At 33.7% G+C, this 25,636-nt stretch carries 28 protein-coding genes, 3 pseudogenes and 1 other annotated feature; of the genes and pseudogenes, 27 read left to right on the top strand and 4 right to left on the bottom strand.

The window, feature by feature from the left end; genetic code table 11:
- Positions 1-4: 4 nt before the first annotated feature.
- From trmB to murC, 5 genes and pseudogenes are all read left to right on the top strand, one after another.
- Positions 5-661: a tRNA (guanosine(46)-N7)-methyltransferase TrmB gene (gene trmB / locus Q9R40_RS00755; protein ID WP_297939820.1), complete on the top strand. Its 657-nt coding sequence runs from the start codon at positions 5-7 to the stop codon at positions 659-661.
- A 582-nt stretch (positions 662-1,243) separates the two neighbouring features.
- Positions 1,244-1,564 (top strand): thioredoxin family protein, encoded by a 321-nt coding sequence (locus tag Q9R40_RS00750; RefSeq protein ID WP_011162352.1) that lies wholly within the window; start codon positions 1,244-1,246, stop codon positions 1,562-1,564.
- Between the two features lie 24 nt (positions 1,565-1,588).
- Positions 1,589-2,236 (top strand): YtpR family tRNA-binding protein, encoded by a 648-nt coding sequence (gene ytpR / locus Q9R40_RS00745; protein ID WP_304675911.1) that lies wholly within the window; start codon positions 1,589-1,591, stop codon positions 2,234-2,236.
- A gap of 111 nt (positions 2,237-2,347) precedes the next feature.
- Positions 2,348-2,757, top strand: a pseudogene (locus Q9R40_RS00740) (copper homeostasis protein CutC).
- A 586-nt stretch (positions 2,758-3,343) separates the two neighbouring features.
- Complete coding sequence (murC, locus tag Q9R40_RS00735; RefSeq protein WP_304675909.1) at positions 3,344-4,657, top strand: UDP-N-acetylmuramate--L-alanine ligase; 1,314 nt, start codon at positions 3,344-3,346, stop codon at positions 4,655-4,657.
- 89 nt (positions 4,658-4,746) lie between these two features.
- Here the strand turns inward: murC and Q9R40_RS00730 are convergent, their stop codons facing one another.
- From Q9R40_RS00730 to deoC, 3 genes and pseudogenes are all read right to left on the bottom strand, one after another.
- Positions 4,747-5,097, bottom strand: coding sequence for a UTRA domain-containing protein (locus tag Q9R40_RS00730; RefSeq protein WP_304675935.1), 351 nt, complete (start codon positions 5,095-5,097; stop codon positions 4,747-4,749).
- Between the two features lie 20 nt (positions 5,098-5,117).
- Entirely contained in the window at positions 5,118-5,393 is a 276-nt protein-coding gene (locus Q9R40_RS00725) for a GntR family transcriptional regulator (protein WP_297939833.1), read from the bottom strand.
- Between the two features lie 49 nt (positions 5,394-5,442).
- Positions 5,443-5,897 (bottom strand): annotated as a pseudogene (gene deoC, locus Q9R40_RS00720) (deoxyribose-phosphate aldolase); the annotation flags it as partial.
- Between the two features lie 273 nt (positions 5,898-6,170).
- Between deoC and polA the strand changes: the two are divergent.
- From polA to rplT, 15 genes and pseudogenes are all read left to right on the top strand, one after another.
- On the top strand, positions 6,171-8,831 hold the full coding sequence (polA, locus tag Q9R40_RS00715; protein ID WP_304675907.1) for a DNA polymerase I: 2,661 nt from the start codon (positions 6,171-6,173) through the stop codon (positions 8,829-8,831).
- Positions 8,832-8,850: 19 nt separating this feature from the next.
- On the top strand, positions 8,851-9,681 hold the full coding sequence (gene mutM / locus Q9R40_RS00710; protein WP_304675906.1) for a DNA-formamidopyrimidine glycosylase: 831 nt from the start codon (positions 8,851-8,853) through the stop codon (positions 9,679-9,681).
- On the top strand, positions 9,678-10,274 hold the full coding sequence (coaE, locus tag Q9R40_RS00705) for a dephospho-CoA kinase (protein ID WP_297939811.1): 597 nt from the start codon (positions 9,678-9,680) through the stop codon (positions 10,272-10,274). Before mutM ends, coaE begins: the two co-directional genes overlap by 4 nt.
- Positions 10,275-10,278: 4 nt before the next feature.
- Positions 10,279-10,743, top strand: coding sequence for a transcriptional regulator NrdR (nrdR, locus tag Q9R40_RS00700; RefSeq protein ID WP_011162337.1), 465 nt, complete (start codon positions 10,279-10,281; stop codon positions 10,741-10,743).
- 7 nt (positions 10,744-10,750) lie between these two features.
- Positions 10,751-12,091, top strand: coding sequence for a DnaD domain protein (locus tag Q9R40_RS00695; RefSeq protein WP_304675901.1), 1,341 nt, complete (start codon positions 10,751-10,753; stop codon positions 12,089-12,091).
- A gap of 14 nt (positions 12,092-12,105) precedes the next feature.
- Entirely contained in the window at positions 12,106-13,005 is a 900-nt protein-coding gene (gene dnaI, locus Q9R40_RS00690) for a primosomal protein DnaI (RefSeq protein ID WP_069168615.1), read from the top strand.
- A 281-nt stretch (positions 13,006-13,286) separates the two neighbouring features.
- Complete coding sequence (gene thrS, locus Q9R40_RS00685) at positions 13,287-15,218, top strand: threonine--tRNA ligase (RefSeq protein WP_304675897.1); 1,932 nt, start codon at positions 13,287-13,289, stop codon at positions 15,216-15,218.
- Positions 15,219-15,382: 164 nt separating this feature from the next.
- Positions 15,383-15,817 (top strand): LytTR family DNA-binding domain-containing protein, encoded by a 435-nt coding sequence (locus Q9R40_RS00680; protein WP_304675895.1) that lies wholly within the window; start codon positions 15,383-15,385, stop codon positions 15,815-15,817.
- Positions 15,814-16,244 (top strand): annotated as a pseudogene (locus tag Q9R40_RS00675) (DUF3021 domain-containing protein). Before Q9R40_RS00680 ends, Q9R40_RS00675 begins: the two are co-directional and overlap by 4 nt.
- 207 nt (positions 16,245-16,451) lie before the next feature.
- The gene (locus Q9R40_RS00670; protein WP_304675894.1) at positions 16,452-16,640 is read left to right on the top strand and encodes a hypothetical protein; all 189 of its coding nucleotides are present in this window, start codon (positions 16,452-16,454) and stop codon (positions 16,638-16,640) included.
- Positions 16,637-17,683, top strand: a complete 1,047-nt coding sequence (locus Q9R40_RS00665; protein WP_304675893.1) for a CPBP family intramembrane glutamic endopeptidase — start codon at positions 16,637-16,639, stop codon at positions 17,681-17,683. Before Q9R40_RS00670 ends, Q9R40_RS00665 begins: the two co-directional genes overlap by 4 nt.
- 241 nt (positions 17,684-17,924) lie before the next feature.
- Complete coding sequence (locus tag Q9R40_RS00660) at positions 17,925-18,572, top strand: zinc ribbon domain-containing protein (protein WP_304675892.1); 648 nt, start codon at positions 17,925-17,927, stop codon at positions 18,570-18,572.
- An 84-nt stretch (positions 18,573-18,656) separates the two neighbouring features.
- Positions 18,657-18,769, top strand: a sequence feature (ribosomal protein L20 leader region).
- A 38-nt stretch (positions 18,770-18,807) separates the two neighbouring features.
- Positions 18,808-19,326 carry a translation initiation factor IF-3 gene (gene infC, locus Q9R40_RS00655; protein WP_004893676.1) on the top strand — a complete coding sequence of 173 codons (519 nt, stop codon included), beginning with the start codon at positions 18,808-18,810 and terminating at the stop codon, positions 19,324-19,326.
- Between the two features lie 18 nt (positions 19,327-19,344).
- Positions 19,345-19,545 carry a 50S ribosomal protein L35 gene (gene rpmI, locus Q9R40_RS00650; protein WP_003646917.1) on the top strand — a complete coding sequence of 67 codons (201 nt, stop codon included), beginning with the start codon at positions 19,345-19,347 and terminating at the stop codon, positions 19,543-19,545.
- A gap of 32 nt (positions 19,546-19,577) precedes the next feature.
- Positions 19,578-19,934, top strand: coding sequence for a 50S ribosomal protein L20 (gene rplT / locus Q9R40_RS00645; RefSeq protein ID WP_003646918.1), 357 nt, complete (start codon positions 19,578-19,580; stop codon positions 19,932-19,934).
- Between the two features lie 207 nt (positions 19,935-20,141).
- On the opposite strand, the gene Q9R40_RS00640 is transcribed toward rplT, so the two are convergent.
- Positions 20,142-20,468: a hypothetical protein gene (locus Q9R40_RS00640; protein WP_304675885.1), complete on the bottom strand. Its 327-nt coding sequence runs from the start codon at positions 20,466-20,468 to the stop codon at positions 20,142-20,144.
- A gap of 161 nt (positions 20,469-20,629) precedes the next feature.
- Between Q9R40_RS00640 and Q9R40_RS00635 the strand changes: the two genes are divergently transcribed.
- Genes Q9R40_RS00635 through Q9R40_RS00605 form a run of 7 tightly spaced genes read left to right on the top strand, consistent with a single transcriptional unit; the run spans position 20,630 to position 25,567 of the window.
- The gene (locus Q9R40_RS00635) at positions 20,630-21,148 is read left to right on the top strand and encodes a YqeG family HAD IIIA-type phosphatase (protein ID WP_172475473.1); all 519 of its coding nucleotides are present in this window, start codon (positions 20,630-20,632) and stop codon (positions 21,146-21,148) included.
- Positions 21,145-22,254, top strand: coding sequence for a ribosome biogenesis GTPase YqeH (gene yqeH, locus Q9R40_RS00630; RefSeq protein ID WP_304675882.1), 1,110 nt, complete (start codon positions 21,145-21,147; stop codon positions 22,252-22,254). The genes Q9R40_RS00635 and yqeH overlap by 4 nt, the downstream gene beginning before the upstream one ends.
- A complete protein-coding gene (locus Q9R40_RS00625; protein WP_004897787.1) occupies positions 22,254-22,880 on the top strand; it encodes a nicotinate-nucleotide adenylyltransferase in 627 nt (208 codons plus the stop codon). The genes yqeH and Q9R40_RS00625 overlap by 1 nt, the downstream gene beginning before the upstream one ends.
- On the top strand, positions 22,873-23,469 hold the full coding sequence (gene yqeK / locus Q9R40_RS00620) for a bis(5'-nucleosyl)-tetraphosphatase (symmetrical) YqeK (RefSeq protein WP_304675879.1): 597 nt from the start codon (positions 22,873-22,875) through the stop codon (positions 23,467-23,469). Before Q9R40_RS00625 ends, yqeK begins: the two co-directional genes overlap by 8 nt.
- Positions 23,470-23,491: 22 nt before the next feature.
- Positions 23,492-23,839, top strand: a complete 348-nt coding sequence (gene rsfS, locus Q9R40_RS00615) for a ribosome silencing factor (RefSeq protein WP_004897785.1) — start codon at positions 23,492-23,494, stop codon at positions 23,837-23,839.
- A 10-nt stretch (positions 23,840-23,849) separates the two neighbouring features.
- On the top strand, positions 23,850-25,007 hold the full coding sequence (locus tag Q9R40_RS00610) for a nucleotidyltransferase (RefSeq protein WP_297939791.1): 1,158 nt from the start codon (positions 23,850-23,852) through the stop codon (positions 25,005-25,007).
- The gene (locus tag Q9R40_RS00605) at positions 25,007-25,567 is read left to right on the top strand and encodes a DUF177 domain-containing protein (protein WP_304675876.1); all 561 of its coding nucleotides are present in this window, start codon (positions 25,007-25,009) and stop codon (positions 25,565-25,567) included. Before Q9R40_RS00610 ends, Q9R40_RS00605 begins: the two co-directional genes overlap by 1 nt.
- Positions 25,568-25,636: the final 69 nt, after the last annotated feature.

Raw genomic sequence — 25,636 nt, 5'->3', positions numbered from 1 at the left:
AAAAATGAGATTAAGAAATAAACCTTGGGCTCAAAAATTAGTAGCTGAACATCCAGAAGCAATTTTAAACGAGCCGGATCCAGATAAGAAAATTAACTGGGAAGAAAGATTCGATGATTTTTCTAAGCCTTTAGCAATTGAGATAGGTTCAGGAAAAGGCCAATTCATTACTACTTTAGCTAAGGAACATCCCGAAATGAACTTTATTGGAGTAGAACTTCAAACAACAGCTGCAGGGATGATTTTAAGAACTAAGCTTGAAGACAAGATCGATAACTTGCAATTGATGTGTGCAGATGCTGCTAATATTGCGATGTATTTACCAGAAAATAGCGTAGATATTGTTTATTTAAACTTTTCTGATCCTTGGCCAAAGACACGTCATGAAAAGCGTAGATTAACCTATAAGAGCTTTTTAGATAAGTATCGTCAAATTTTAAAGCCAGAGGGACATTTAGAATTTAAGACAGATAATCGAGGATTATTTGAATATAGTTTAGTAAGTCTTAACAATTATGGGATGCAATTTGATTATGTAAGTCTAGATTTACATCACGCAGATGATGAAATTTTTGAAAGAAATGTTGAGACTGAATATGAACATAAATTTGCAGCTAAGGGTAATCCAATTTACTGCTTACATGCACATTTTGTAAAATAAATTGATAAGAATATTTTGAAAAGACAAAAAGTGCCTAGAAAAATTTAATTCTAGGCACTTTTTTAGTCTAATTATTTACTTTGTAATTTTAATTCTAGGAGTAATTCGTTTGTATAATTGACTGCCCTAAAAAATTTAGTAAAGGCTTTGATATGGTCACTGTTATTGACAAAATTGTCAAAAGTAAGAATCTCATCATTAAATCTGTCCATCACTTTTAAGGTATCATCTGAAGCTGATTTTAAGTGGATAGGTAGCCCATTTTTTCGAGTATTGGTGGTAATTGTAGCTGCGATTTTATGATATGTAGAAATTAATGAGGAAATTTGATTAATATTATTTTCAATAATCCAATTATCAGAATCTTTTCTAATATCTTGAACTATTTCGTCAAAAACTAGGTGTAATCCATACTGGGATGGAGTAATTCCGTGGTCATATCAACCATTATTTTAATACCTTATTTCTATATTTTTATTGTAGATCGGTTTTAATCTAAGCTAAAAGAGCTGAGACTAGATTTTTTAAATAAAAGGATGTAAAATTATTATAACTTATAAAAAGTAAGAAAAGGTGAGATAAATGGAAGAAATTAAAGAATTAACCCCTGAGAAGTTAAAAGAAATTACAAAAAATGGAAAAGTAGTATTACTATTTTCAGCTACCTGGTGCCCAGATTGCCGCTTCTTAGACCCATTTTTACCACAAATTGAAAAAGATAATCCTGATGCAAAATTCTATAAGATTGACCGTGACGGATCAATTGATGTAGCCAAAGAATTAAATATCTTTGGAATTCCTAGCTTTGTTGTCTACCAAGATGGCAAAGAAATTGGTAGACTAGTAAATAAGGACAGAAAGACTAAAGAAGAAGTAGAAAACTTCCTTAACTCTCTCAAATAGTCTAGGAAAGGAAATTTACTAGAAATGATTATTTCTACCAATAAAACAAGTTACCCTGATACTTTAATTGTGATTTTGGACCAAGATAAGGGTCGTAGTAAATTCACAGAAAAAGATCAAGTTACAAGAGTTGAAAATGAAGATGGAGAAGTTATTGGATTTAATTTCTTTAACGTAAGTAGCTTTTTAGACTACGATAAGTTACCAAATGGTGAAGTTAAACCAACACCAGAACTAGTTGATGCTTTAAACAAGAAAGTTGCTGAAGCTGGTTTCGATACTAAGCTAGAAGTTGGAAAGCCTACTCTTGTTTATGGTTACGTTAAGACTTGTGAAGCACACCCAGATTCAGATCACTTACATGTAACTACTGTTGATGTGGGTAATGGTGAAGAACATCAAATTGTTTGTGGTGCTCCAAATATTGCTCAAGGCCAAATGGTAGTTGTGGCACTTCCTGGTACTCTAATGCCAAATGGTCAACAAATTTGGCCAGGTGAACTTCGTGGTGTTGATTCATACGGTATGATTTGTTCAGCACGCGAATTGGGCTTAGCACATGCTCCTCAAAAGCGTGGTATTATGGTTGTTCCTGACGACTTTAAAGCTGGCGATGAATTTGAACCAACTAAGTGTGATGAATTATTAGCTAGTGGTCAAATTAGTCTTTAAAATAATACTCTTAATTAATAACGATTATAAAACCCGGAATTCAGCTGAATTTCGGGTTTTAGTGTAAGTTATAGTGTAAAAGCAATCTTAGATTGGAGAAAAACATAAATTGTGATTAAAGAAGTATGTATTGAAAATTTTACTAATATACCTTTGGTGTGACGATTAAACAAGGTGCTGATCGAATAGAACTAAGCAATGATTTAACTGTGGGTGGAACGACACCTCATATTGGAGACTTAGAAGTCGTGATGCACATGGCATTTGATGAATTAACAAACGCTGAACAGAAAGGAGCCATTGATTGGTTATCTCAAAACAGAGTTAAGCGTATTCTTATTCATGGTGGACCGTTAAATCAACCAATCTCCCATACGCTTGATCATTTAAAGGAAGTAGTCAAACAGTCAAAAAATAAGATAGAAATTTTACCTGGTGGCGGAATTACTAAGGCAAATATAAATAAGATTGTTGAACAAATAAAAATAAAACAGGTTCATGGCACTAAGCTATTAGGTTAAAGTTAAACTGGTATAATTTTAAACTTCTTTTGATAAGCCATATAACAGAAAAAGAATTATCTATTGTGTTAATACATTGAAGCTATTAACCTATAAACAGAAAATTATGAATAATATCTATCTTTATTATGTTGTTTAATCACGATAAGTGATATAGTAAAAATGTAAGAATGATGTTTTTTATTTTAGTATATACAGTGAGATAGAAAGTGATGGAAAAAAATAATAATTATGAAGTGCAGTACGTACAAGCTGTTATTAGATCCTCCAGAAATTCTGGGGGGGGGTATAGGCTCCCTTATCAACCAAGTGTAAAGGATATAAGAAGTTTTTTTAATGATTATCATTTTGACCTATTTCCTACGTAAGACAGATGATGGCACGGATGATGATCTAAAACTATTTAAATATTTTAGGGTCCTATAAATAATTTATTGTAAAATAATAAATATAAAGAAAGTAGGGAGTAAGGATGAACTAACTACTTTCTAATTGGAACATAACGTTGTGTTATGTTCTTTTTTTGTGCCAAAAATGGTAGAATTAAAGCGAATATTTTGGCATAAACTATGGAGATATTAATAATATGTTAGACAAAAATAAACAAATTTGGTTCATTGGTATTAAAGGAACTGGTATGGCATCCCTAGCTCTAGTTTTGCATGACCTAGGTTATAATGTTGCAGGTTCAGATATTGAAAAATATACTTTTACTCAAGTACCTCTTGAAAAAGCTGGCATTAAAGTGAAAAACTTTGATCCAGCAAATATTAAGAGCAATGCAGAACAAGTAATTGTTAAGGGGAATGCTTTTAAACAAGACAATCCGGAAGTAGCAGAATGTTTAGACAAAAATGTTGAATGGCAAAGCTATCCTGATACTGTTGAAGAAATTGTGCAGATGCACACTTCAATTGGTGTATCCGGTACTCACGGTAAAACCTCAACTACCAGTCTTTTAGCTCACGTTTTAGGTGAAGTAGCTCCTACTTCCTATTTAATTGGTGATGGCCGTGGTAAAGGAGTAGAAGATTCACGTTTCTTTGTTTATGAGGCTGATGAATATCGTCGTCACTTCTTGGCATATCATCCAGATTACCAAATTATGACTAACATTGACTTTGATCACCCTGATTACTTTAAGGATCAAGATGATTACACTAGTGCTTTCCAAACTGCTGCTGATCAAACTAAGAAGGCTCTCTTTGTCTGGGGAGATGACAAGCGCTTGCAAAGCTTAAAGACTGATATTCCTAAGTATACTTATGGCTTCAAGGACACTGATGATTTTCAAGCAGTTAATATTGAAAAGACAACTACTGGCTCTAAATTTAATGTTTTAGCACATGGAAAAGACCTTGGCCGTTTTGAAATTCACTTATTTGGTGATCACAGTATTTTAAACACTACTGCTGTAATTGCAGTTGCTTATACTGAAAAAGTTCCAATGGATGATATTAAGGAAGGTCTACTTACTTTCAAGGGTGCAAAAAGACGTTTTGCCGAAAAAGATTTTGGGGATGTTTCAGTAATTGATGATTATGCTCACCACCCAACAGAAATGCGTGCAACTATTCAAGCTGCTCGTCAAAAATTCCCAGATAAAGAATTAGTAGTTGTATTCCAACCACACACTTTCTCAAGAACTAAGAAATATCAAAAAGACTTTGAAGAAATTTTGCGTGATGTAGATAAGGCATATGTTACTCCTATCTATGCATCTGCTCGTGAAGCAAACGGAGATATTTCAAGTGAAGATTTGGTAAATAATATTCCTGGTTCAGAAGTAATTGATTTAGACAATATTGCTGATTTAACTAAGCATAAAAATGCAGTTGTAGTATTTATGGGTGCTGGTGATATTCCTAAATATGAAGATGCTTATGAAAAGCTACTTTAATTAAATATTTTGAAATATGATAAAAGGATTGATTAGACTTTTGCAGTAAAGTAAAAGATCTAATCAACCCTTTTTATTTAATATTAAGATCAATAATAAACGAGTTTAAATCTCCACGGTAAGTGGCAATTGAGTATTCTATTTTTTGCCCTTTTTTGCATATCCATAACTATGAAAATAAAAAAAACAGGATCATTTTCTGCAATTTTTAAGGTTTGCGAAATAGATGGTGAGGCCTTTTTTACTTCCAACCTTCTTGTAACATGAGTGACAGACAAATTTCTCTGTTTTAATTCGTCATATAAGGATGCGTGATTGAAATCTATTTTAATTAAATCAGGAGCAAGATGAGTAGGAATATAAGTTGTGAATCTAACAACTGGTGTATCATCAGCATACCTAAGTCTGTCTAATTTAAAGACTGTTTCTGAAGGAGACAGCTTCAGGGCTGTTTGTACTTCTAAAGTAGGGCAATTTCTTTAGAAGAGAGCACTTTAGTTTTTGCTTTTAATCCCTTAGCATCCATCTCTTGATTGTAACTTTGAATTACCTGAATAAACTCCTGTTGAATCTTATTTCTCTTTACGATTGTTCCTAATCTTTTTCGCTGCTCTAAGAAACCTTGTTGAACGAGATTATGAATTGCATGGTTTACTGTAGGGCGGCTCGTTTTGAATTCTTTAGCTAGCTCAATTTCTTTAGGTAATAGTGTATTGAGTGGGTAGGTGTGGTTAATAATTCTTTCTTTTAAAATAGTTTCAATTTTTTATATTTTGCTTCACTCATTATCTATTAATCTCAATTGTACTTACGTCGTCATCTTGCATGCGTTGTTTTAGGGCCTCAATTATTTTAACACCTGCACTACAACCAATCCGGTCTGCTCCAGCTCTTACCATTGCTAAAAAATCGTCACTGCTACTAATGCCACCGGCTGCCTTAACTTTTACGTCATCCCCAACGATTGACTTCATCAATTTTACATCTTCAACCTTTGCACCAGATGGACCAAAACCTGTAGAAGTTTTAATAAAAGCAGGTTTAATTTCTTTCGCAATTTCTGCCAATTTTTTGATTTCTTCTTTGGTTAGGTAACAATTTTCAAAAATTACTTTACATGGCACATGATATTTGTGACAAATATCAACCATTTGCTTCATTTCTTCTTTAATATAAGCATAATTTTTATTTTTAATTCAGTAATATTAATTACATAGTCAATTTCATTAGCGCCATTTTTAAATTTGTTGATAGATGATTATCAACAAAAAGTAACTATTTTCACGAAAAAAGTAGAATCTAAGTAAAAATATTCCCCTAATAATTATTTTTTACTTAAGCATTTATCATAGGAATCACATTATAGCAGAGATGCGATTCCTTTTTTCTTTATAGTGGTAAAGAATTAATCTGAGAGCAAACTAAAGCAAAGTAGATAATTAAATCATAGAAGAAAAACTGTTAAAATAGTTAAGAGACTAATTTGACAGTTTTTTTATCTAAGGAGAAAAATATGGCACAAAAGAAATTACTTTTAATTGACGGCAACTCTGTGGCCTTTCGTGCCTTTTATGCTTTATACCGTCAGCTTGATCGTTTTACTAGTCCAGATGGTTTGCATACAAATGCAATTTTTACTTTTAAAAATATGCTTGATGCAATCATGAAGCAGATTAATCCAACTAATGTATTAGTTGCTTTTGATGCAGGAAAAGTTACTTTTAGAACTGAGATGTATCAAGATTATAAAGGTGGTCGCCAAAAAACGCCAAGTGAATTGTCAGAGCAACTTCCTGTAATTCGTGAAATGCTTAAAGATCTTGGAATAAAGAGTTATGAGCTAAAGAATTATGAAGCTGATGATATTATTGGGACACTTTCTAAGATGGGAGAAGACGCTGGATATACAGTTGATATTGTAACTGGAGATAGGGATCTAACTCAGCTTGCATCTGATAAAACCACAGTCTTAATTACTAAAAACGGAGTTGGCGATACGGAAGCTTATACTCCAGCCCATATGAAAGAGGTTAACGGTGTTACCCCAACTGAATTCATTGACATGAAAGCTTTGATGGGGGATAGTTCAGATAATTATCCTGGTGTAACTAAGGTCGGCCCAAAAACTGCTTCTCGTCTAATTCAAAAATATGGTTCTATTGAAGAACTTTATGAACATGTAGACGAAATGAAAAAGTCTAAGCTAAAAGAGAACTTAATTAATGATAAAGATAAGGCCTTTTTAGCAAAAAAATTAGCTACTATTGATCGTGATTCGCCAGTGGAAGTAACTCTAGCTGATACTAAATTACAAGAACCAAATATTGACGATTTACGTAATTTATATGAGCGTTTAGGATTTAAGAAATTTTTAGCTGAGTTAGATATTAATGGTACAACTAGTAATACATCAGAAATGGAAAAGTATGAGTATCTAGAATTAACCAAGGAAAATATCGTTGAACTAGATAAAATTAGTGAAAAAGAAGTAACTTTTTATTTAGCAATGTTAGGTGGTAATTATCATTTAGCTCCAATTGAAGGCTTTTCTTTAAAAGTTGGCAATAAGATTTATGTATCTAAAGATCCAGTTTTGTTGCAAGAAAATCCCCTTCGTCAAATGCTAGAAGATAAGACTATCAAGAAGAATGTTTTTGACATTAAAAGAACGTATGTAGGTTTACATCGACTAGATATCAAGGCAGAAGGTCTAGATTATGATATGCTTCTTGCTTCATATTTAGTTAATAATGAAAACAACTCGAATGATCTTGGAGAAGTGGCCCATTTATATGACGATTATTCTGTGAAAACTGATTTGGAAGTTTACGGAAAAGGTAAAAAACAAGCTTTACCTGATGATAATGAATTCTTTGAACATTTAGCAGCTAAAGTTGCCGTAATTGAGAAATTAAAAACTCCACTTCTTGAAAAACTAAAAGATCATGAACAAGATGATTTATATGAAACAATTGAAATTCCAGTGGCTCTTGTCCTGGCAAAGATGGAAATTACTGGAATCAAAGTTGAAGCCTCTGTTTTGAATCAATTAGGTAACGACTTTGCAGTTAAATTACAAGAATTAGAGCATAAAATTTATCAACAAGCTGGCGAAGAATTTAACTTGAATTCACCTAAACAGTTAGGTCATATTCTATTCGAAAAGTTAGGTTTACCACCAATTAAGAAAACAAAGACTGGTTACTCAACATCTGTTGAAGTGTTAGAGCAATTAAAAATGAAAAGTCCAATTGTTTCAGAAATATTGGACTATCGCCAGATTGCTAAAATTCAAAATACTTACGTTAAGGGCTTGCTTGACTGTATTCAACCCGATGGAAGAATTCATACACGCTACTTGCAGACTTTAACTACAACAGGTCGTCTTTCTTCGGTTGATCCTAATTTACAAAATATTCCAACTAAAACTGAGGAAGGTAAACAGATTAGAAAGGCTTTTGTTCCTTCGACAAAAGATGGCTATATTTTTTCTTGTGATTATTCCCAAGTTGAATTAAGAGTGCTAGCTCATGTTTCTGGGGATGAACATATGCAAGAAGCATTTAAGTCAGGCTATGATATTCACGCCCACACCGCAATGAAAATATTCCACTTGGACTCACCTGATGAAGTAACACCATTAATGCGTAGACATGCTAAAGCTGTTAACTTTGGTATTGTTTACGGTATTTCAGACTATGGCTTATCTAAAAACTTAGGTATTAGTCGTAAGCAGGCTAAGACTTTCATTGAAAATTACTTTGAGCAATATCCTCAAATTAAAAATTATATGGATGAGGCAATTAAAAAAGCACGTGAGAATGGCTATGCAGAAACAATTATGCATAGAAGACGGTATTTACCAGATATTCATTCAAAGAATTTCAATGTTAGAAGTTTTGCAGAAAGAACTGCAATTAATTCTCCAATTCAAGGCTCAGCAGCTGATATCATTAAGATTGCCATGATTAATATGCAGAAAAAACTTGATGAACTACATTTAAAGACTAAAATGGTCTTACAAGTGCACGATGAATTGATTTTTGATGTGCCAAAAGATGAATTAGATACAATTAAGAAAATTGTTCCAGAAGTTATGCAGTCAGCTGTCAAATTAGATGTTCCACTAATTGCCGATTCAAACTGGGGACATAATTGGTACGATGCAAAATAAACAGTAAGTAGGTGAGACGATGCCAGAAATGCCAGAGGTAGAGACAGTTAGAAGAACGCTAATTCCTCTAGTTAAAGGAAAAACAATTGCTAAAATTATTATTTGGTATCCAAAAATTATAGTTAATGATCCCGATGAATTCGTTGAAAAATTAACGAATAAAAAAATTTTGAAAATTGATCGTTATGGTAAGTATTTATTATTTAGATTTAACGATGACCTGACTATGGTTTCCCACTTACGAATGGAAGGAAAATATCATTTAGTAACTCCTGATCAGCCTAAAGGAAAGCACGAGCATGTGGAATTTGTTTTTACTGATGGAACTGCTCTGCGTTATGCTGATGTACGTAAATTCGGAAGAATGCATCTAGTAGAAACCGGCACAGAAAAGCAGACAACTGGAATTCGGCACCTTGGCCCTGAGCCAAATACTGAAGAGTTTAGTGTGGAGTACTTTATTAATGCTCTAAGTCGAAAGAAGAAAAATATTAAGAATACTCTTTTAGATCAAACCGTAGTTTGCGGCTTAGGAAATATTTATGTTGATGAAGTGCTGTGGCAGAGTAAAATTCATCCTTTAAGCAGTGCTAATTCAATTCCTAATGATAGAATAGTAGATTTATATCACAATATAAATCATACGATTACTGTTGCAACTAAAGAGCGTGGTACTACGGTACATACTTATTTGGATGCTAATGGTGATATAGGTGGTTACCAAAATATGCTCCAGGTTTACGGTCATGCGGGTGAAGAGTGTAATAATTGCGGCACTATTCTAGAGAAAATTAAAGTAAATGGACGCGGAACTACCTTCTGTCCGCATTGTCAGGTGCTATACAAATGACATATTTTTTAGGGTTAACTGGTGGAATTGCTAGTGGTAAAAGTACAGCTGATGAATTTTTTAAAAAGAAAAAAATTCCAATTATTGATTCAGACTTGATTGCTCATAAAATAATGGAAATTGGGCAAAATGGCTACAAAGCAGTAGTAGATTATTTTGGTACTGATATTCTTAATGATGATCAAACGATTAATCGTCGTAAGTTAGGTGGAATAGTTTTTAACGATAAAGCTAAGTTGAAAAAACTTAATGAGTTAACACATCCACTTGTCCATCAAGAAATTAAACAACAAATGGCACGATATCGTGCAAATCAAGAAAAATTAGTTGTAATTGATGTGCCTTTACTATTTGAATCTGGTTTTGAAAGTTTATGTAATGGCGTTTTAGTTATTTCTATTACACCAGAATTACAGATTGAACGTTTAATGAAGCGAAATAACTTCACTAAAAAAGAAGCTATAGCTAGAATAAATAATCAAATGCCGTTAAGTGAAAAAGAAAAAAGGGCTACCTATGTAGTAGCTAATACTGGTACAATAGATGACTTAGAGAAAAAATTATCTGATTTATTACAAGAGATAGGCAGGTAAAAAAATGGAATGTCCAAACTGTCATAAAAATGCTTCAAGAGTAATTGATTCTCGTCCAAGTGATGAAAATAGAGCAATTAGAAGACGTAGAGAATGTGAAAATTGTGGTTTTCGTTTTACAACTTTTGAAAGAGTAGAACGTTCACCTTTATTAGTAGTTAAAAATGACGGAACCCGTGAAGCATTTAATCGCGATAAAATTTTACATGGGGTAATGATGGCCGCACAAAAGAGACCAATCTCAAGTGAGCAACTTGATGCTTTAGTTGACCATGTAGAAAATGAAATTCGTAAGCAAGGTCTTAATGAAATTTCATCTAAAGATATTGGTAATCTAGTGATGAAAGAGCTAGCAAATTTAGATGATGTTGCTTATATTCGCTTTGCAAGTATTTACCGTCAATTTAAAGATGTTTCAGGATTTATGGAAGCCATGGAAGATATGATGGCTAAGCATGATAAGGAGTAGGTAGCCGGTGTTTGAAAGTGCTGATCCTAAACAGCCTTTTTATGTGGCTAATCAAGTAGCTGTTAGTGAAGAAAATATAAGAGTCTTAACTACTCTATTTGAACCCCTTGTAGGCATACAAGGAGTAGGATTGTATATAACTTTGACTAAGGAGTTTGATGAAGTTCCGTTTGCCAAAGATTATAAAACTCTGTATCAACTTCAAGATCAGACAAATCTAAAACTAGAAGATCTGTTTTCCACCCTACATCATTTAGAAGCAACAGGGTTGATTAAGACTTTTATAGGATCAAATCCTGTTTTAGGAGAAACGTTAATTTTTGAAGTGGAAAAGGTTCCCTCAGCTGGTGAATTTTTTCATACCTTTCTGTTGTCTAGTTTGTTACTTGAACGAGTAGGAAGTGTAACTTTTAATCGCTTGGTCAAAAAATTCACGCCGCGTACTTTTATTGGATTAAAGGATGCCAAAGAGGTTACTAGTGGATTTTTTGACGTATTTCATCTAAGTGCTGAGAGTGCAATTGACGCTCCTATCGAAGTTAAAGAAGCAGCAAGTGAAGTTCCTAAAGATAATAAAGGTAAAATAAAGCTAGGAAATGAGCCTGTGAAGATTGATTGGAGCTTTTTGGTCGATCTATTTGCAAGTTATCATATTGATAAAGAAGAAGTTTTAAAGCATCAGGTAGAAATCAAGCAAATTATTGATTTTTATCACTTAACAGAACAAGAATTTGTGGAAACTTCTTTAATTACTATGTCGGCAGGCACAGATAAATTAAACATGTATGCAATTCAAAATGCTGTTAACGAAAACTTTGGCCTTAATCGAAATAAGGAAATGGTTAGAAAACAGTTGCAGCAAAAGCCTAAGGATGCCGATAAAACAATTAGAAACTTGTCAAGAGCAGATGCAGATTTAATTCGAGCAGTAGATAGTAAAACTCCCACTGATTACCTATATGATTTAAAAGAAAAAAAGGGCGGCTATGTAACTGCTAATGAAAAGAAAGTTATTTACCGTTTGCAGGATCAGATGGGTTTAACACCGCCTTTAATTAATCTAATAGTTCATACTTGTTTTGAATATGATGCGGTCTTGACTAATAATTTAGCAGATCGAATTGCCAATGATTGGCTTCAAAAGGGAATTACTACGCCAACTGAAGCAATTGCTTATCTTAAGGAACGTAAGAATAAGCGCAAACGTCTATCTTATCGTACTCAGAAGAAGACTGTCCGCAATACAACTGACTGGTCAAAGTATGAGAAGAAAAATCAGTCTAAAAAAACAACGATGTCTGCTGAAGAAAGAAATCGAATTTTTCGAGAATTTGGTAAAAATGAATAGGAAGTGTTGTACTGGTGGAAGATATTTCTGAAGTAATTACACGAATTATAAAGAAACGCAAATTAGGTGAAGATAGCAAAAAAATTGCTAAAACAGCAATAAAGCATCCAAAAGTTCAAGCCTTTCTCGCACAGAATAAAGAAAGATTGAATAAAGAAATTGTCCAGGCATCCCTTCCTACAATTTTCAACTATGTTGAACAAATTGAGTCACCCAATCCAGTGATGGAGGGATATACACCTAAACTTTTTCTTAATGGAAAAGTAATTGATATTACCTATGTCCCTACTGAAGCAAAACTAAATTCAGAAGCTAAAAAGCGCGCAGAAAATAGAATTGAACTGATTGATCTACCTGCTAAGCTTCGTCATGTTGAATTAGCAAATGTTGATGCAACTCCTGAACGTGAGAATGCCTTGAATGAAGTAGCAATGTTTTTAGCTGAATTTAAAAAAAATAAGCATATAAAGGGACTGTATCTAACTGGAGATTTTGGTGTAGGAAAAACCTACATTCTCGCTGGTGTAGCTAATGCAATAGCAAGGCAAGGCAGTAGAGTAGTTTTTCTGCATGTACCTTCTTTTATTGCTAGTTTAGGAAGCCATTTCCAAGATAATAGTTTAAACGATGAGATTGATCGCATTGCTTCAGCTCCGGTTTTAATTTTTGATGATATTGGAGCAGAGACATTAAGTGAATGGTCACGAGACGATGTATTAGGTGTGATTTTACAAAAGCGGATGGATAATGTTTTACCAACATTTTTTAGTTCGAACATAACAATGGATGGTTTAAATGAACATTTTGCCGAAACTAGAAATAGCGTTGATGAAGTTAAGGCAAGGCGTTTGATGGAACGAGTTCGTTTTTTGAGTAAAGAAGTTTTTGTTGGCGGTAAAAATCGTCGAAATTAATTTTAAAATTTTGCTTGCATCTATTTGATGAGCTAGTATAATGAAAGTCAATGAAAGACATGATTTTCTTCAATTCAGAGACAGGAGCCTAGTTCTGGAAGCTCCTGATTAGAAGAAAACCCCAATTTCATTCCTGAAATTTTTTATATTTGGTTAGGTACCATTAACGACCTTTAGAGGAATTAATTTTGTAATTAATTCGAATTTCGGGTGGAACCACGTATTTTAACGTCCCAGCACTGTTTTTAGTGCTGGGATTTTTTATTTGGAGGTAAAAATTTATGAGTTTTTCTGTAACTTTGCCAGACGGCTCTAAGAAAGATTTTGATAAGGCAGTTTCTGTTAAAGAGTTAGCATCTTCAATTGCTACTTCTCTAGGAAAAGCTGCTGTTGGTGCAAAGATTAATGGAGTAATGAAGCCTTTAGATTACATCGTTGATGAAGATGTAGAAGCAGCTATTATTACTGATAAAGATGAAGAAGGCTTAGACATTTTACGTGCTACGGCAGCATTTTTGCTTGAAGCTGTTGCAAAGCGCAAATACCCAGAATTACGTTTGGGGATGCACGAAGCTGACGAAGGTGGTTTCTTCGTAGATACTGATAAAGAAGATCAAATTAAGGTTACTGAATTACCAGAACTTGAAAAGGCAATGCAAAAAGCTATTAAGAATGGTGAAAAGATTGAATATGCTTCAATGAAGAAGAGTGAATTGGAAGAAATCTTTAAGGATGACCAATTCAAATTGGATCTTTTGAAAGATGAAGAAGACGAAGTTGCAGTTTACAAGTTAGGTGACTTTGTTGACTTTGGCTTTGATGCTTTATTACCAAATACTGGTAAAATCAAGAACTTTAAGCTTTTGTCAGTTGCAGGTGCATACTGGTTAGGTAAATCTTCTAACCCAATGCTTCAAAGAATTTTTGGTACTGCATTTTTCAAGAAGGCTGCTTTAGATGAAGACTTGAAGCGTCGTGCTGAAATTAAAGAAAGAGATCACAGAACTATTGGTAGAGACTTAGATTTATTCTTTGTTGATCCTAAAGTTGGTGCAGGTCTTCCTTACTGGATGCCAAAGGGTGCTACTATTCGTCGTGTTGTTGAAAGATACATCGTTGATAAAGAAGTAGCTGATGGCTATGAACATGTTTATACTCCAGTATTAATGAACGTGGATGCTTACAAGACTTCTGGTCACTGGGCACACTATCGTGATGATATGTTCCCACCAATGGATATGGGGGACGGCGAAATGCTTGAACTTCGTCCAATGAACTGTCCATCACATATTCAAATCTATAAGCACCACATTCGTTCATACCGTGAATTACCAATTCGTATTGCTGAATTAGGTATGATGCACAGATATGAAAAATCAGGTGCTTTGTCAGGATTACAACGTGTACGTGAAATGACTTTGAACGATGGGCACACTTTTGTAGCACTTGATCAAATTAGAGAAGAATTTGCTAAAGTTTTGAAGTTGATCATGGATGTTTATGAGGACTTTGACATTACTGACTACTACTTCAGACTTTCTTACCGTGATCCAAAGAACACTGATAAGTACTACGCAAACGATGAAATGTGGGAAACCTCTCAATCAATGCTTAAAGCAGCTATGGATGATCTTGGCCTTGATTACGTTGAAGCTGAAGGTGAAGCAGCATTTTACGGTCCAAAACTTGATATTCAAACTAAGACTGCTTTGGGTAACGATGAAACTATGTCAACTATCCAACTTGACTTCATGCTTCCAGAAAGATTTGGCTTAACTTATGTTGGTCAAGATGGTGAAGAACACCGTCCAGTTATGATTCACCGTGGTATTGTTGGTACTATGGAAAGATTCATCGCTTACTTAACTGAAATTTACAAGGGTGCATTCCCAACTTGGCTTGCTCCAGTTCAAGCTGAAATTATTCCAGTTAATGAAGAAGCTCATGGCGAATATGCTGATAAAGTTCGTGCAGAATTAGCTAAGCGCGGATTTAGAGCAGAAGTAGACCACAGAAATGAAAAACTTGGCTACAAGATTCGTGAATCACAAACACAAAAAGTTCCTTACACTTTAGTTTTAGGTGATGAAGAAATGAACGCAAACGGCGTTAATGTTCGTCGCTATGGTACTGAAGAACAAATTTCTAAGAGTTTAGATGACTTTATTGCTGAAATTGATGCTGATGTTAAGTCATACTCAAGAGAAAAATAATTTTAATAATTGATAGATAGTAAAAATCCGCTAGGAAGAAGATCCTAGCGGATTTTTTGTATCGAAAATAACCATTCGCCGTTAGATTAAGACCATTTACCGAAAATCTCTGGTTTTCAAGCGGTAAATAACTATACTTAATAAGCAAGTAAGGAGGGAAATTAATGAAAGTTGAGTTTAAGATTGATCCTAATTTATCAGAAGAAAAGGCTGAATTTTGGGTGAAAAAGATGACTAGCAAAATAAGGCGAATAACGAATGAATTAAAATCAAATCAAGATTTCCTTTGGGGCTACCGAGATGGGGATGCTTATATGATTGAGTTTTCACAGATTTTTGCTATTCAAGTTGAGAATGAAAAAACCAGGATTTGTACAGAAAGAGATGTTTACATTTTTAGAGGAGGATTATATCAAGTGGAAAAACTTCTACCTAATGATTTTGTTACTACTTCCAGAAGTTCAATTGTCAACTATCATTCTATAAATCATTTAGAAATTGTTAGTAGCGGAAATATTGATGCAATTTTAGAAAATGGCTTACGCATTCAAGTTGCAAGAAGAAAGATTAAAGTTTTGAAAGAGAGGTTAGGATTATGAAAAAGGTTGGTCAATTATTAGTAAGTGGTTTAATTGGAATTGGAATCGGAATGACTTGGATAGTTGCTCAGATTCTTCTGCAGTATTCTGGAACCATTTAGCTAATAGTACACTTAAAATCTCAGATTTTTTATTTTGGATATTAGAATCTTTTTTAATTGGTATCTTTTTCTATTTAGCGGGGTGGATTTTTAACAATGATAGTTGGTCATTAAGAAAGCAGACTATCATCAATTTTTTTGTTTGCTTAGGTGTTTGGTTAGTATTTAATTTCTTTGTAGATGGGGTAACAGTTATGGAAGAGAATTGGGTAATTATGATTGGAAACTTTATTCTGATGTATGCTATTGCATACGGAACTTACTTTTTTCACTTGTGGAATGAAGTGAGGCAGATTAATACGCATTTGAAGAAAAATAAAGAATAAAACATGGCTAGAAAATAAATGAAGACGGCGCTGATATATCTAAATAGAGAACAAAATTTTAAGTTGTAATTCTAGAATGAAGTAAAATTTAACTAGTTTTTTAAGAATTCACAGAAAATGAGTTCTTTTTATTATGCATGAAATAGCTTTAAAAAAATTGAGAGATCATTATAATAAAAAAATTAGATAACTAACTGGAGGAATAAAATGAAGAATTTTACTTTGTTGCATAAAAGATGGCAACAAATTTTTGATATTCAATTATTAATTGCGCTTCTGTGGATATTTTTAGAGGCTCTATCTCACAATAAAAATAGTTTAGAAAATTTAATTCAAGGAGCTTTCTTTATAATAATTTTTGGACTCAATTTATATGTTCAAAGAGCAAAAAAATGAATGGAATAATCTTTGAAATTGTAAGATGGCTAAATTTATTTGGTCTAAGTACTTTATTTCCAAGCGTGTGGGTAGAAATAGGTAATTACTTCTTAAAGAATATCCCTCAGCTAGAAATTCTATGGGTTCTTTTACTCTGGGTGAGCTATTTAGTTTTACTGTTACCCCTCGCAATTTTATTTGTGGGTAGTTTGAAGAATTGGTTTTTACGTTTAGTAGGAGTTGCCCTTCTAGGAACACAATATGGCCCTGATTCTTTATTAAAAGTTAGCAAGAATTTACCGTGGCTTCATTCAATTACTGGCCAAGGCGTAGTTGCAGCGTTTGCTTTATTAATTTTAGCTTGCTTTTTAGGAAAAGCATGGGGATTTCACTTTAATCCTAATTTGAAGTTTGTAAAAAGCAGAAATTTTCAATATTCGATCTTACTATTACTAGTATTGTTTGCATCTATTGATGTGTTTTACAATGCATTTATTAGTTATGATAAGCAAATTTGGACTGCATTTTTTAGATACTCAATTGATTTGCAAAAAAAATATGTTACTATTGCAAGTTTTACATCTGCTCTAGAACCAGGGGTACTAGAAGAAACTGAAAGATATTTGGCTATTATAATTTTACTTGCTGGCTTTAAGCGATATCGTAGTTGGCGTGTACCAATAGCTATCTATGGTTCTGCGCTTCTTTTCGGATTATCTCACCTAGGAAATGTTGGCTGGAATGGTGAAACCTTTGAAGCTACAATTGCTCAAGTAATTGGAATGATGGGAAGTGGCTTTTTATGGGCTGTGCTTTACCTTTATAGTGGAAAACTTTGGCTACCAATGATTTTTCACTTCTTGACCGATTACCTTGCAAACCTGCAGAGTGGTTGGAATTCTGCAGGCTGGCAATTTAATGGCTGGGCCACAGATTACATTTCTGAAGTTCTAATGGTTTTAGTTCCATTAGCTGTTACGGTGTGGATGATGTATGGTAAAAAAGGGAAGGTGTTAGAAGAAAATACTGACCGATTGATGAATTTACCCCCTAGAGTCTAGTTGAGATAATTATTTTTACCATTTAAATTGAATCAGAAGTTACTATAAAGCTTGCTTTTAATTTATAGTAACGCTTTTTGATCAACCTCCAGATAACGCTTGACTGTAAAATGTTTTATTTACGCTTGGGAGTAAATATAGGACTATCATGTCTACCTCCTAATAATCCTCTTGACTAAAAAGAAGTTGAAAGGTACTCTTAATAAGTATGCTTATATATATTTGGAGGAATTAATAAATTATGGTAGAATCAAACATTTCGGCGAATGAAGCAAATAAGTTTTCAGTGAGTTTACTTGCCTTTTGGGTTAAAGGAAGTATGTCAGTAAATGATAGATTTTTAAACATTGACATGCCTAATACAGTATTTTTTGGACTTATACCTGCGGGAAAGGATAAGCAACATACTCCGTTATCAGGCATTACTAATGTATCTACTTCAACTTCTTTTAAGCTGGGAGCAATGATTTTTGGTGCAATCATTACTCTAGGTGGATTTGCGTCTATGGGGAATAGTGGTTTGGGAGGCTTAATTGTAGCCTTAATCGGAATTGTAATGTTTTTATCAGGAATTAAAGCTAGTATGTCTTTTGAAAGAGCAGGTATTCGTCAACAAATTTCTGTACCTTTCTTTGAAAGTAGTAAAATTAGTACTTTTGTTGATGAAATAAATGAAAAGTTGGCTTCTTATCAAGATGATAGAAATGTTAGAATGCAAACAGATCGTCAAATTAATAATAACAATGTTAATACGGCCACTATTGTTAATGCGATTAAAGGAGAAAACCAAGCTGTAGTAGAGGAAACAAGTAAGTTTTGTCCTTCAGGTGGTAGTGAAGTGACTTTAGATGCAACATTTTGTACTCACTGTGGAGCAAAAATTAAATAAAAATTAGATTATAAATATGCTAAGTATGTTTTGAAAAAATAAAATTCTTGACGTAAGTCAATTAGATGGTATAATTTAGAAGTTGAGAACAAGAAGAAGCTCCCGCTTCTCGCCTAAGTTAATATTACCTCTGGGCTGATCGATAATATCTGTTGATTAAAAGCGGGCGTTAACTTTGCCCGCTTTTTTCTTGTCCTCGAAATTAACGTGGAGGTGAATACTCATACCAAGAAATATGATTTTAAACGAAGATATTCGTGCTCGTGAAGTTCGTTTAATTGGAGTTGATGGCCAACAAGTTGGTGTTGTATCCAAGAATGAAGCTTTACGTAAAGCAGCTGATGCTGACCTTGATTTGGTTTTGCTTTCTCCTAATGCTAAGCCACCTGTTGCTAGAATTATGGACTACGGTAAATTCCGTTTTGAACAACAAAAGAAAGCCAAAGAAAACCGTAAGAATCAAAAGGTTATGGCTGTCAAGGAAATTCGTTTAAGTCCAACAATCGAAGGAAATGACTTTGACACTAAGTTAAAGCATGTTCGTAAATTCTTGACCAAAGGCGCTAAAGTTAGAGTTTCTATTCGCTTTAGAGGCCGGGCAATTACTCACAAGGAGTTAGGTAAACAGGTCTTAGAAAAGATGGCTGACGAAGCTAGTGATTTATCTAATGTAGTTACTAAGCCAAAGATGGAAGGCCGTTCAATGTTCTTAATGCTTGCTCCATTAAGTGAGAAAGATAAAAAGAAAAAGTAGTTAATTGGAGGAATAGATATGCCAAAGCAAAAAACACACCGCGCTTCAGCAAAGCGTTTCAAGAGAACTGCTAATGGTGGTTTAAAGCGTCACCATGCTTACACTGGACACCGTTTCCACGGTAAGACTAAGAAACAACGTCGTCATTTGAGAAAAGCTGCTATGGTTTCAGCAAGTGACTTAAAGCGCATCAAACAGATGCTTTCCCAAATGCGTTAATTATTAGAAGACTTTTTGAGGAGGAATTTTAGATGCCAAGAACTAAAGGTGGAACCGTAACACGCGCTCGTCGTAAGAAGATCATGAAATTAGCCAAGGGTTACCGTGGCTCAAAACACTTACAATTTAAAGCAGCAAGTACTCAAGTATTTGTTTCTCGTAAATATGCTTTCCGTGACCGTAAGAAGCGTAAGAGCGAATTCAGAAAATTATGGATTGCTCGTATCAACGCTGCTGCAAGACAAAATGGTCTTTCATACTCTAAGTTAATGCACGGCTTAAAGGTAGCTGGTATTGACATGAACCGTAAGATGTTAGCTGACATTGCTTACAACGATGAAAAAGCTTTTGCTGATTTAGCAGATGCTGCTAAGAAAGCTTTGAACTAAGAATATTAAAAATGCTCCGCATAAGCGGAGCATTTTTTTCTCATTGGGAACTATATTTAGCGGCCAACTTGACAGTTAAATTATTTTCTTGGTCCCGATGTGGTAAACGCATGAGGCAAAGAATTAAATTTGCATGTAGAGGGTAAGAATTGTCTTGTTGCGCATCTTGCCACTGATAAAATTTTTTAAGTCCTGAAATGCAGGATCTCATCGCTCCTTCTTGAGTGAGCTTTTTTGAGTGTGAAACTGAGGAGCAAATCGAATTTCTGTGTAGACTAGTCCTTGAGAACGCAAATTTTTTAAAAGATCAAAAATCGCTGTTTCTAGATCTTTCTTAGTTTGCAAAAGTAGTAGAGGAAAATCGAACTTAGTTAGATACTCTTGTAAATCAATGCAATTTTTAGAAACAGAGAGCTTTTCTTTGAGTTGTGTTTCAGTTAAACTTGGAAAGTTATGAGCTTTCGTTAATTTTTTAACAGTAGGGTATGGCAAAGAACCATCTAAGTGTAGATGGAGATCGATAAAATTTTTCATAATTTAACTTCTTTGTGTAATACGGTGGAAATATAAATTGTTATCATTTTACCATCTTTTATTCTAAAGAAAAGTAAAATTTAATTTTTCAATCATCAAATGTTTCTAAAGATTAAAGATTTCTGATACTATAGATATGAGAAAAAAGTGGAGATTTTTTAATGTTGTTTAGACCTCGTTATACAATAGATACTATCTATCATTTAGATCCAAAACAGTTAAAGAAGATGGGAATTAAGGCTGTTTTTAGCGATTTGGATAATACGTTACTTGCTTGGAATAAAGCAGATACAGCGGTTGAAATGAAACAGCTTAATGAACGCTTAGCCAAGGATGGAATTCGCTTAGTTGTTATTTCAAATAATAATGCAGAACGAATTGGAAAAGTTCTGAATCCATACCATATTTCTTTTATTGCAAAAGCACGCAAGCCTTTGCCCATCGGTATTAATAAGGAATTAAAGGCTTTGAATCTACAAAAAGATCAAGTTTTAATGGTAGGAGACCAGTTGATTACTGACATACAGGCGGGTAATTTAGCTGGTGTAGCTACGGTTTTAGTAAAACCATTAGTTGAAACGGATAAGTGGAATACAAGAATCAACCGCTTCTTTGAGAAATTTATCTTTTTCTTTTTGAATTTAAGAAAACCTGTAGTTTTTAAGGAGAAATTAGAATGAGTGAAGAATTACGTTGTATTGGTTGTGGAAGTATATTACAAGATCAAGACCCTAAAAAATCGGGCTACTTACCATCTTCTGCCTTAAAAAAGGCACTAGAGAATGATGATAATGAAGTATATTGTCAGCGGTGTTTTAGATTAAGACACTATAATGAAATTATGCCCGTTGAAGAAAATAACGATGATTTCTTGGCTTTACTTAATTCAATTAGTCAAAAGAAGGCATTAGTCGTTAATGTGGTTGACTTGTTTGATTTTAGTAATTCATTGATTTCTTCAATTAAGCGTTTTATTGGAGGTAATGAATATATTTTAGTTGGTAATAAAGTAGATTTATTTCCCAAAAATTCTAAAGAATCCAAAATTAAAGATTGGATGCGCCAAGAAGCTAATCGAAATGGCTTAAAACCAGAAAAAATATTTTTAGTTTCAGCTGCTAAAAAGAAAAATTTAGATGAGTTGATGGCATTTTTAGCTAAAAAAGGCGAAAAGAAAGATATCTATTTTGTTGGAACAACCAATGTTGGAAAATCCACGTTAATCAACGCGATCATCAATATGAACAGTGATTTAAAGGATGTCATTACTACCTCTAAATTTCCTGGAACAACATTAGATGAAATTAAAATTCCACTTTCTAATGGGCATTATTTAATTGACACACCCGGAATTTTGAATGCCAATCAACTGGCTAGTCATTTGAGTGGAAAAGAACTTGAAGTTGTTGAACCAAAGAAGCCATTAAAGCCAGCAACCTACCAACTTTTGCCTGGACAGACAATCTTTTTAGCTGGATTGGGACGTTTTGACTATGTAGATGGTCCATCTGCTGGATTTACAATTTATGTTGCACGCGATCTTTATGTACACAGAACAAAGACTGAAAATGCGGATGCATTTTATGAAAAACATAAAGATGATTTATTGCTTCCACCAAGTAAAGAAGATAATCTCGGACCATTAAAGGGCCAAACTTTTTCACCAAAAGAAAAAAGTGATATTTTATTTGGCGGCGTTGGCTTTATTACCACACCTGCTAATGTCGTAGTAAAAGCTTATACACCAGAAGGAATTGGTTTAGGAATTAGAAGAGCGTTAATATAATGCAATGTGTTGTAAAAGAAAAACCACAAGTACAATTTGAACCAGTTACGAGCTCTGCTCAGCAAATTGGAATTATGGGAGGAACTTTTAATCCGGTTCATTTAGCTCATTTATCAATGGCGGAGCAAGTTAGAAAACAGCTTCATTTAGATGAAATATGGTTTATTCCCAATAATACGCCGCCACATAAAAAAATAGCGGGAAACATAAGCACTAAAGATCGTTGTGCAATGCTTGAATTGGCTACTCATGATAATCCACACTTTCATGTTAAGCTTTTTGAAATAATGCGTGGTGGAACTTCATATATGGTTGATACTTTACGTTACTTAAAGAAGAGAGCACCACGTAATCAATATTACTTAATTATGGGTAGTGACGAAGTAAACGACTTTGAAAATTGGCGTGAACCAGAAACTATAGCACTTTTATCTACCTTAGTTGGCGTTAGGAGACCAAATTATCCGCAAAACCCCAAGTTTCCAATGATTTGGGTTGATGCACCAAATCTAGATATTTCATCTTCCTTAATTCGTCAAAATATAGCTACAGGTAATTCTATTCGGTATTTAGTACCGGAAAGTGTACGCTTATATATTGAATCAAGAGGCTTGTATCGTGACTGAAATTAATTTTGTTAAAACATATTCCCCGTTAACTTCTGAGGAAATTGTTGCTAAAGAAAAAAGCAACATGGATGAAAAGAGATTTAAGCATTGTATTGGTGTAAGTGAAACTAGTCGTAAGTTAGCTGAACTTAATAATTATGATCCTGATAAGGCTGCTTTAGCAGGATTTATCCATGATTATGCAAAGCAAGTCGCTCCTGCACGATTTATTGAAGTGATTAAGAAGCAGCATTTTGATCCAGATTTACTTAATTATAATCGAGCTATTTGGCATGGAATTGTGGGATCATATTTTATTGAAAAAGAATTAAAGATAACTGATCCAGAAATTTTAACTGCTATTAAGCGTCATACTACTGCTGATGTAGAAATGACCACACTAGATAAAATTGTCTTTGTAGCAGATTTTATTGAGCCAGGTCGTGACTTTCCTGGAGTAGAAGAAGCAAGAAAAGTAGCCTTTGCTAACTTAGATGATGGGGTAGGCTTTGAATTAGCCCACACACTTGATTTTTTAATAACTAATAGAAAAAAGATTTATCCTAAGACATTTGCTGCTTACAATAAATGGGCAGTAAAGGGTTAGAATTTTGAAAGGAAAAATAAAATTGGATAGTAAAAAATTATTAGATTTAACTGTAGAAGCAATCGATGAAAGACATGGTGAAGATACTGAAGCATATGATATGCAAGGAATTAGTATTTTAGCTGATTACTATGTTGTAACAACAGCTGGCTCAAACCGTCAACTTCATGCCATTGTTAACAGTATTATTGATAAAATTCATGAACATGGAAAAGAAGACTACCGTATTGAAGGAACTCGTGATTCTAACTGGCTCTTGGTAGATATGGGAGATGTAGTTGTAAATGTATTTACTGAAGATGCACGAGACTTTTATGGCTTAGAAAAGCTTTGGAGCAATGGTAAGAAACTAGAATTAAACTTAGACTAAAGGTAAGAGTATGAGTGTAATTGGCATTGTAGCCGAATATAATCCTTTTCATAGCGGCCATGAGTTTTTAATGAATCAAGCCCGCTTGGCAGCTAAAAATGATCCAATAATTGTTGTAATGTCAGGTAATTATGTTCAACGTGGACAAATGGCGATTATGGATAAGTGGCAAAGAGCAAAAGCAGCTTTAGCTTCTGGAGCTGATTTAGTATTCGAACTACCATTTTCTTTTGCTGTGCAGCCAGCTGATATTTTTGCTAATGGTAGTATTAAAATGTTGAGTGATTTGGGAGTGTCAGAATTATTTTTTGGAGTAGAGGATTCAAATCTAAATTTTTCTTATTTAGGTCAAAAAATAAATCAAATTCCAAAGAATCGGATGGACTTTCGAGACTACACTCAAACTTATGCTACTCAATATAATGAAATGGTTGCTAGAGAAGTGGGGCATGAGGTAAATCAACCTAACATGATGTTAGCCGTTGCTTATGCAGTTGCAAGTGAACAATTAAAAAATCCACTTCATTTACATCCTATAACAAGAGTAGGAAGTGGACATGATGATCCCCTTTTACAAGATAAAATAGTTTCCTCAGCTACGGCTATTAGAAATTATTGCTTGCATCATCCTAATGACTTATCTGAATTAAAAAGATATCTTCCTAAAGGAGAATTGGTAAGTTTAGAAAGTCAAAAAGTTTATCCGAACTGGAATCTTTTATTTAACTTTTTGAAGTATCGAATTGAAAGTGCAAGTTTAGAAGAACTGCAGTCAATTTATCAAATGAGTGAAGGACTAGAGTATAAAATGAAGGAAGAAATCCATACGGCAGAAGATTTTACTTCATTTTTACGGCAAATTAAGTCTAAGCGATATACTTATGCTCGTTTAAGAAGATTATGTCTTTACACGCTTTTAAATGTCACTGAGAACGAAATAAAGGATTCTTATCAAGATGTTTCAACTTTACTGTTAGGTTACAGTAGTCGAGGAAGAAATTATCTTAAGAAAATTAGAAAAGATGTTCAAGTACCGATTATTTCAAAAGTTGATAAGAAAAATGCTGCAAGGGGAACCTTAGGTTTACAAGTGAAAGTGGATCGGCTTTTTGAACAAATTATGGGTGAAGATCAAAATTTTGGTCGTAAACCAATCGAGGTAAAATAATGTTAAAGTTTTCATATTCGCAAATTAAAAATAGTCGTAATCCATTAACTCATGTTGATGAGAACGTTGAGTTAAGTAAAGAATTTTTTGATAGAAGTAAAGAATTACTGGCAGATGCAAAGAATGTTCATGTTACCGGTGACTTCTTCTATGATGAACCTTTTGTTACTGGTAATTTTACTGTCGAAGCAGATGTTGTAGTACCTTCAACTCGTAGCTTAAAGCCAGTAAAAATGCATCAAAAATTCAACTTTACTGAGAACTATAGTGAAGTTGAACCAACTCAAGAACAGCTTGATGAAGAAGATACAATTGTAACTGTTAAGGATGATACAATTGATCTTCAAAAGGCTGTAGAAGATAACTTACTTTTAAGCTTACCATCGGTGATCTTGACCCCTGAAGAAGAGGCCGAAGGAGACTTTCCTGAAGGAGAAGGCTGGAAGGTTATTTCTCAAGAAGCTTATCAAGAACAGCAATCTAATAAGGAAAATCCTGCTTTTGCTAAGCTTAAGGATTTATTTAAAGATGAAAAAACAAGTAATAAACCCTTGCATTAATGTATCTTTAAATTTAATATTAATTTATTAATAAAATTTTTAACCAGATTGAATAGTAGTGGAGAAAAT

Source organism: uncultured Lactobacillus sp., from assembly GCF_948948975.1.
GTDB lineage: Bacteria > Bacillota > Bacilli > Lactobacillales > Lactobacillaceae > Lactobacillus.
The sequence above is the reverse complement of the archived record's forward strand: the minus strand, read 5'-3'. Positions and strand labels throughout refer to the sequence as shown.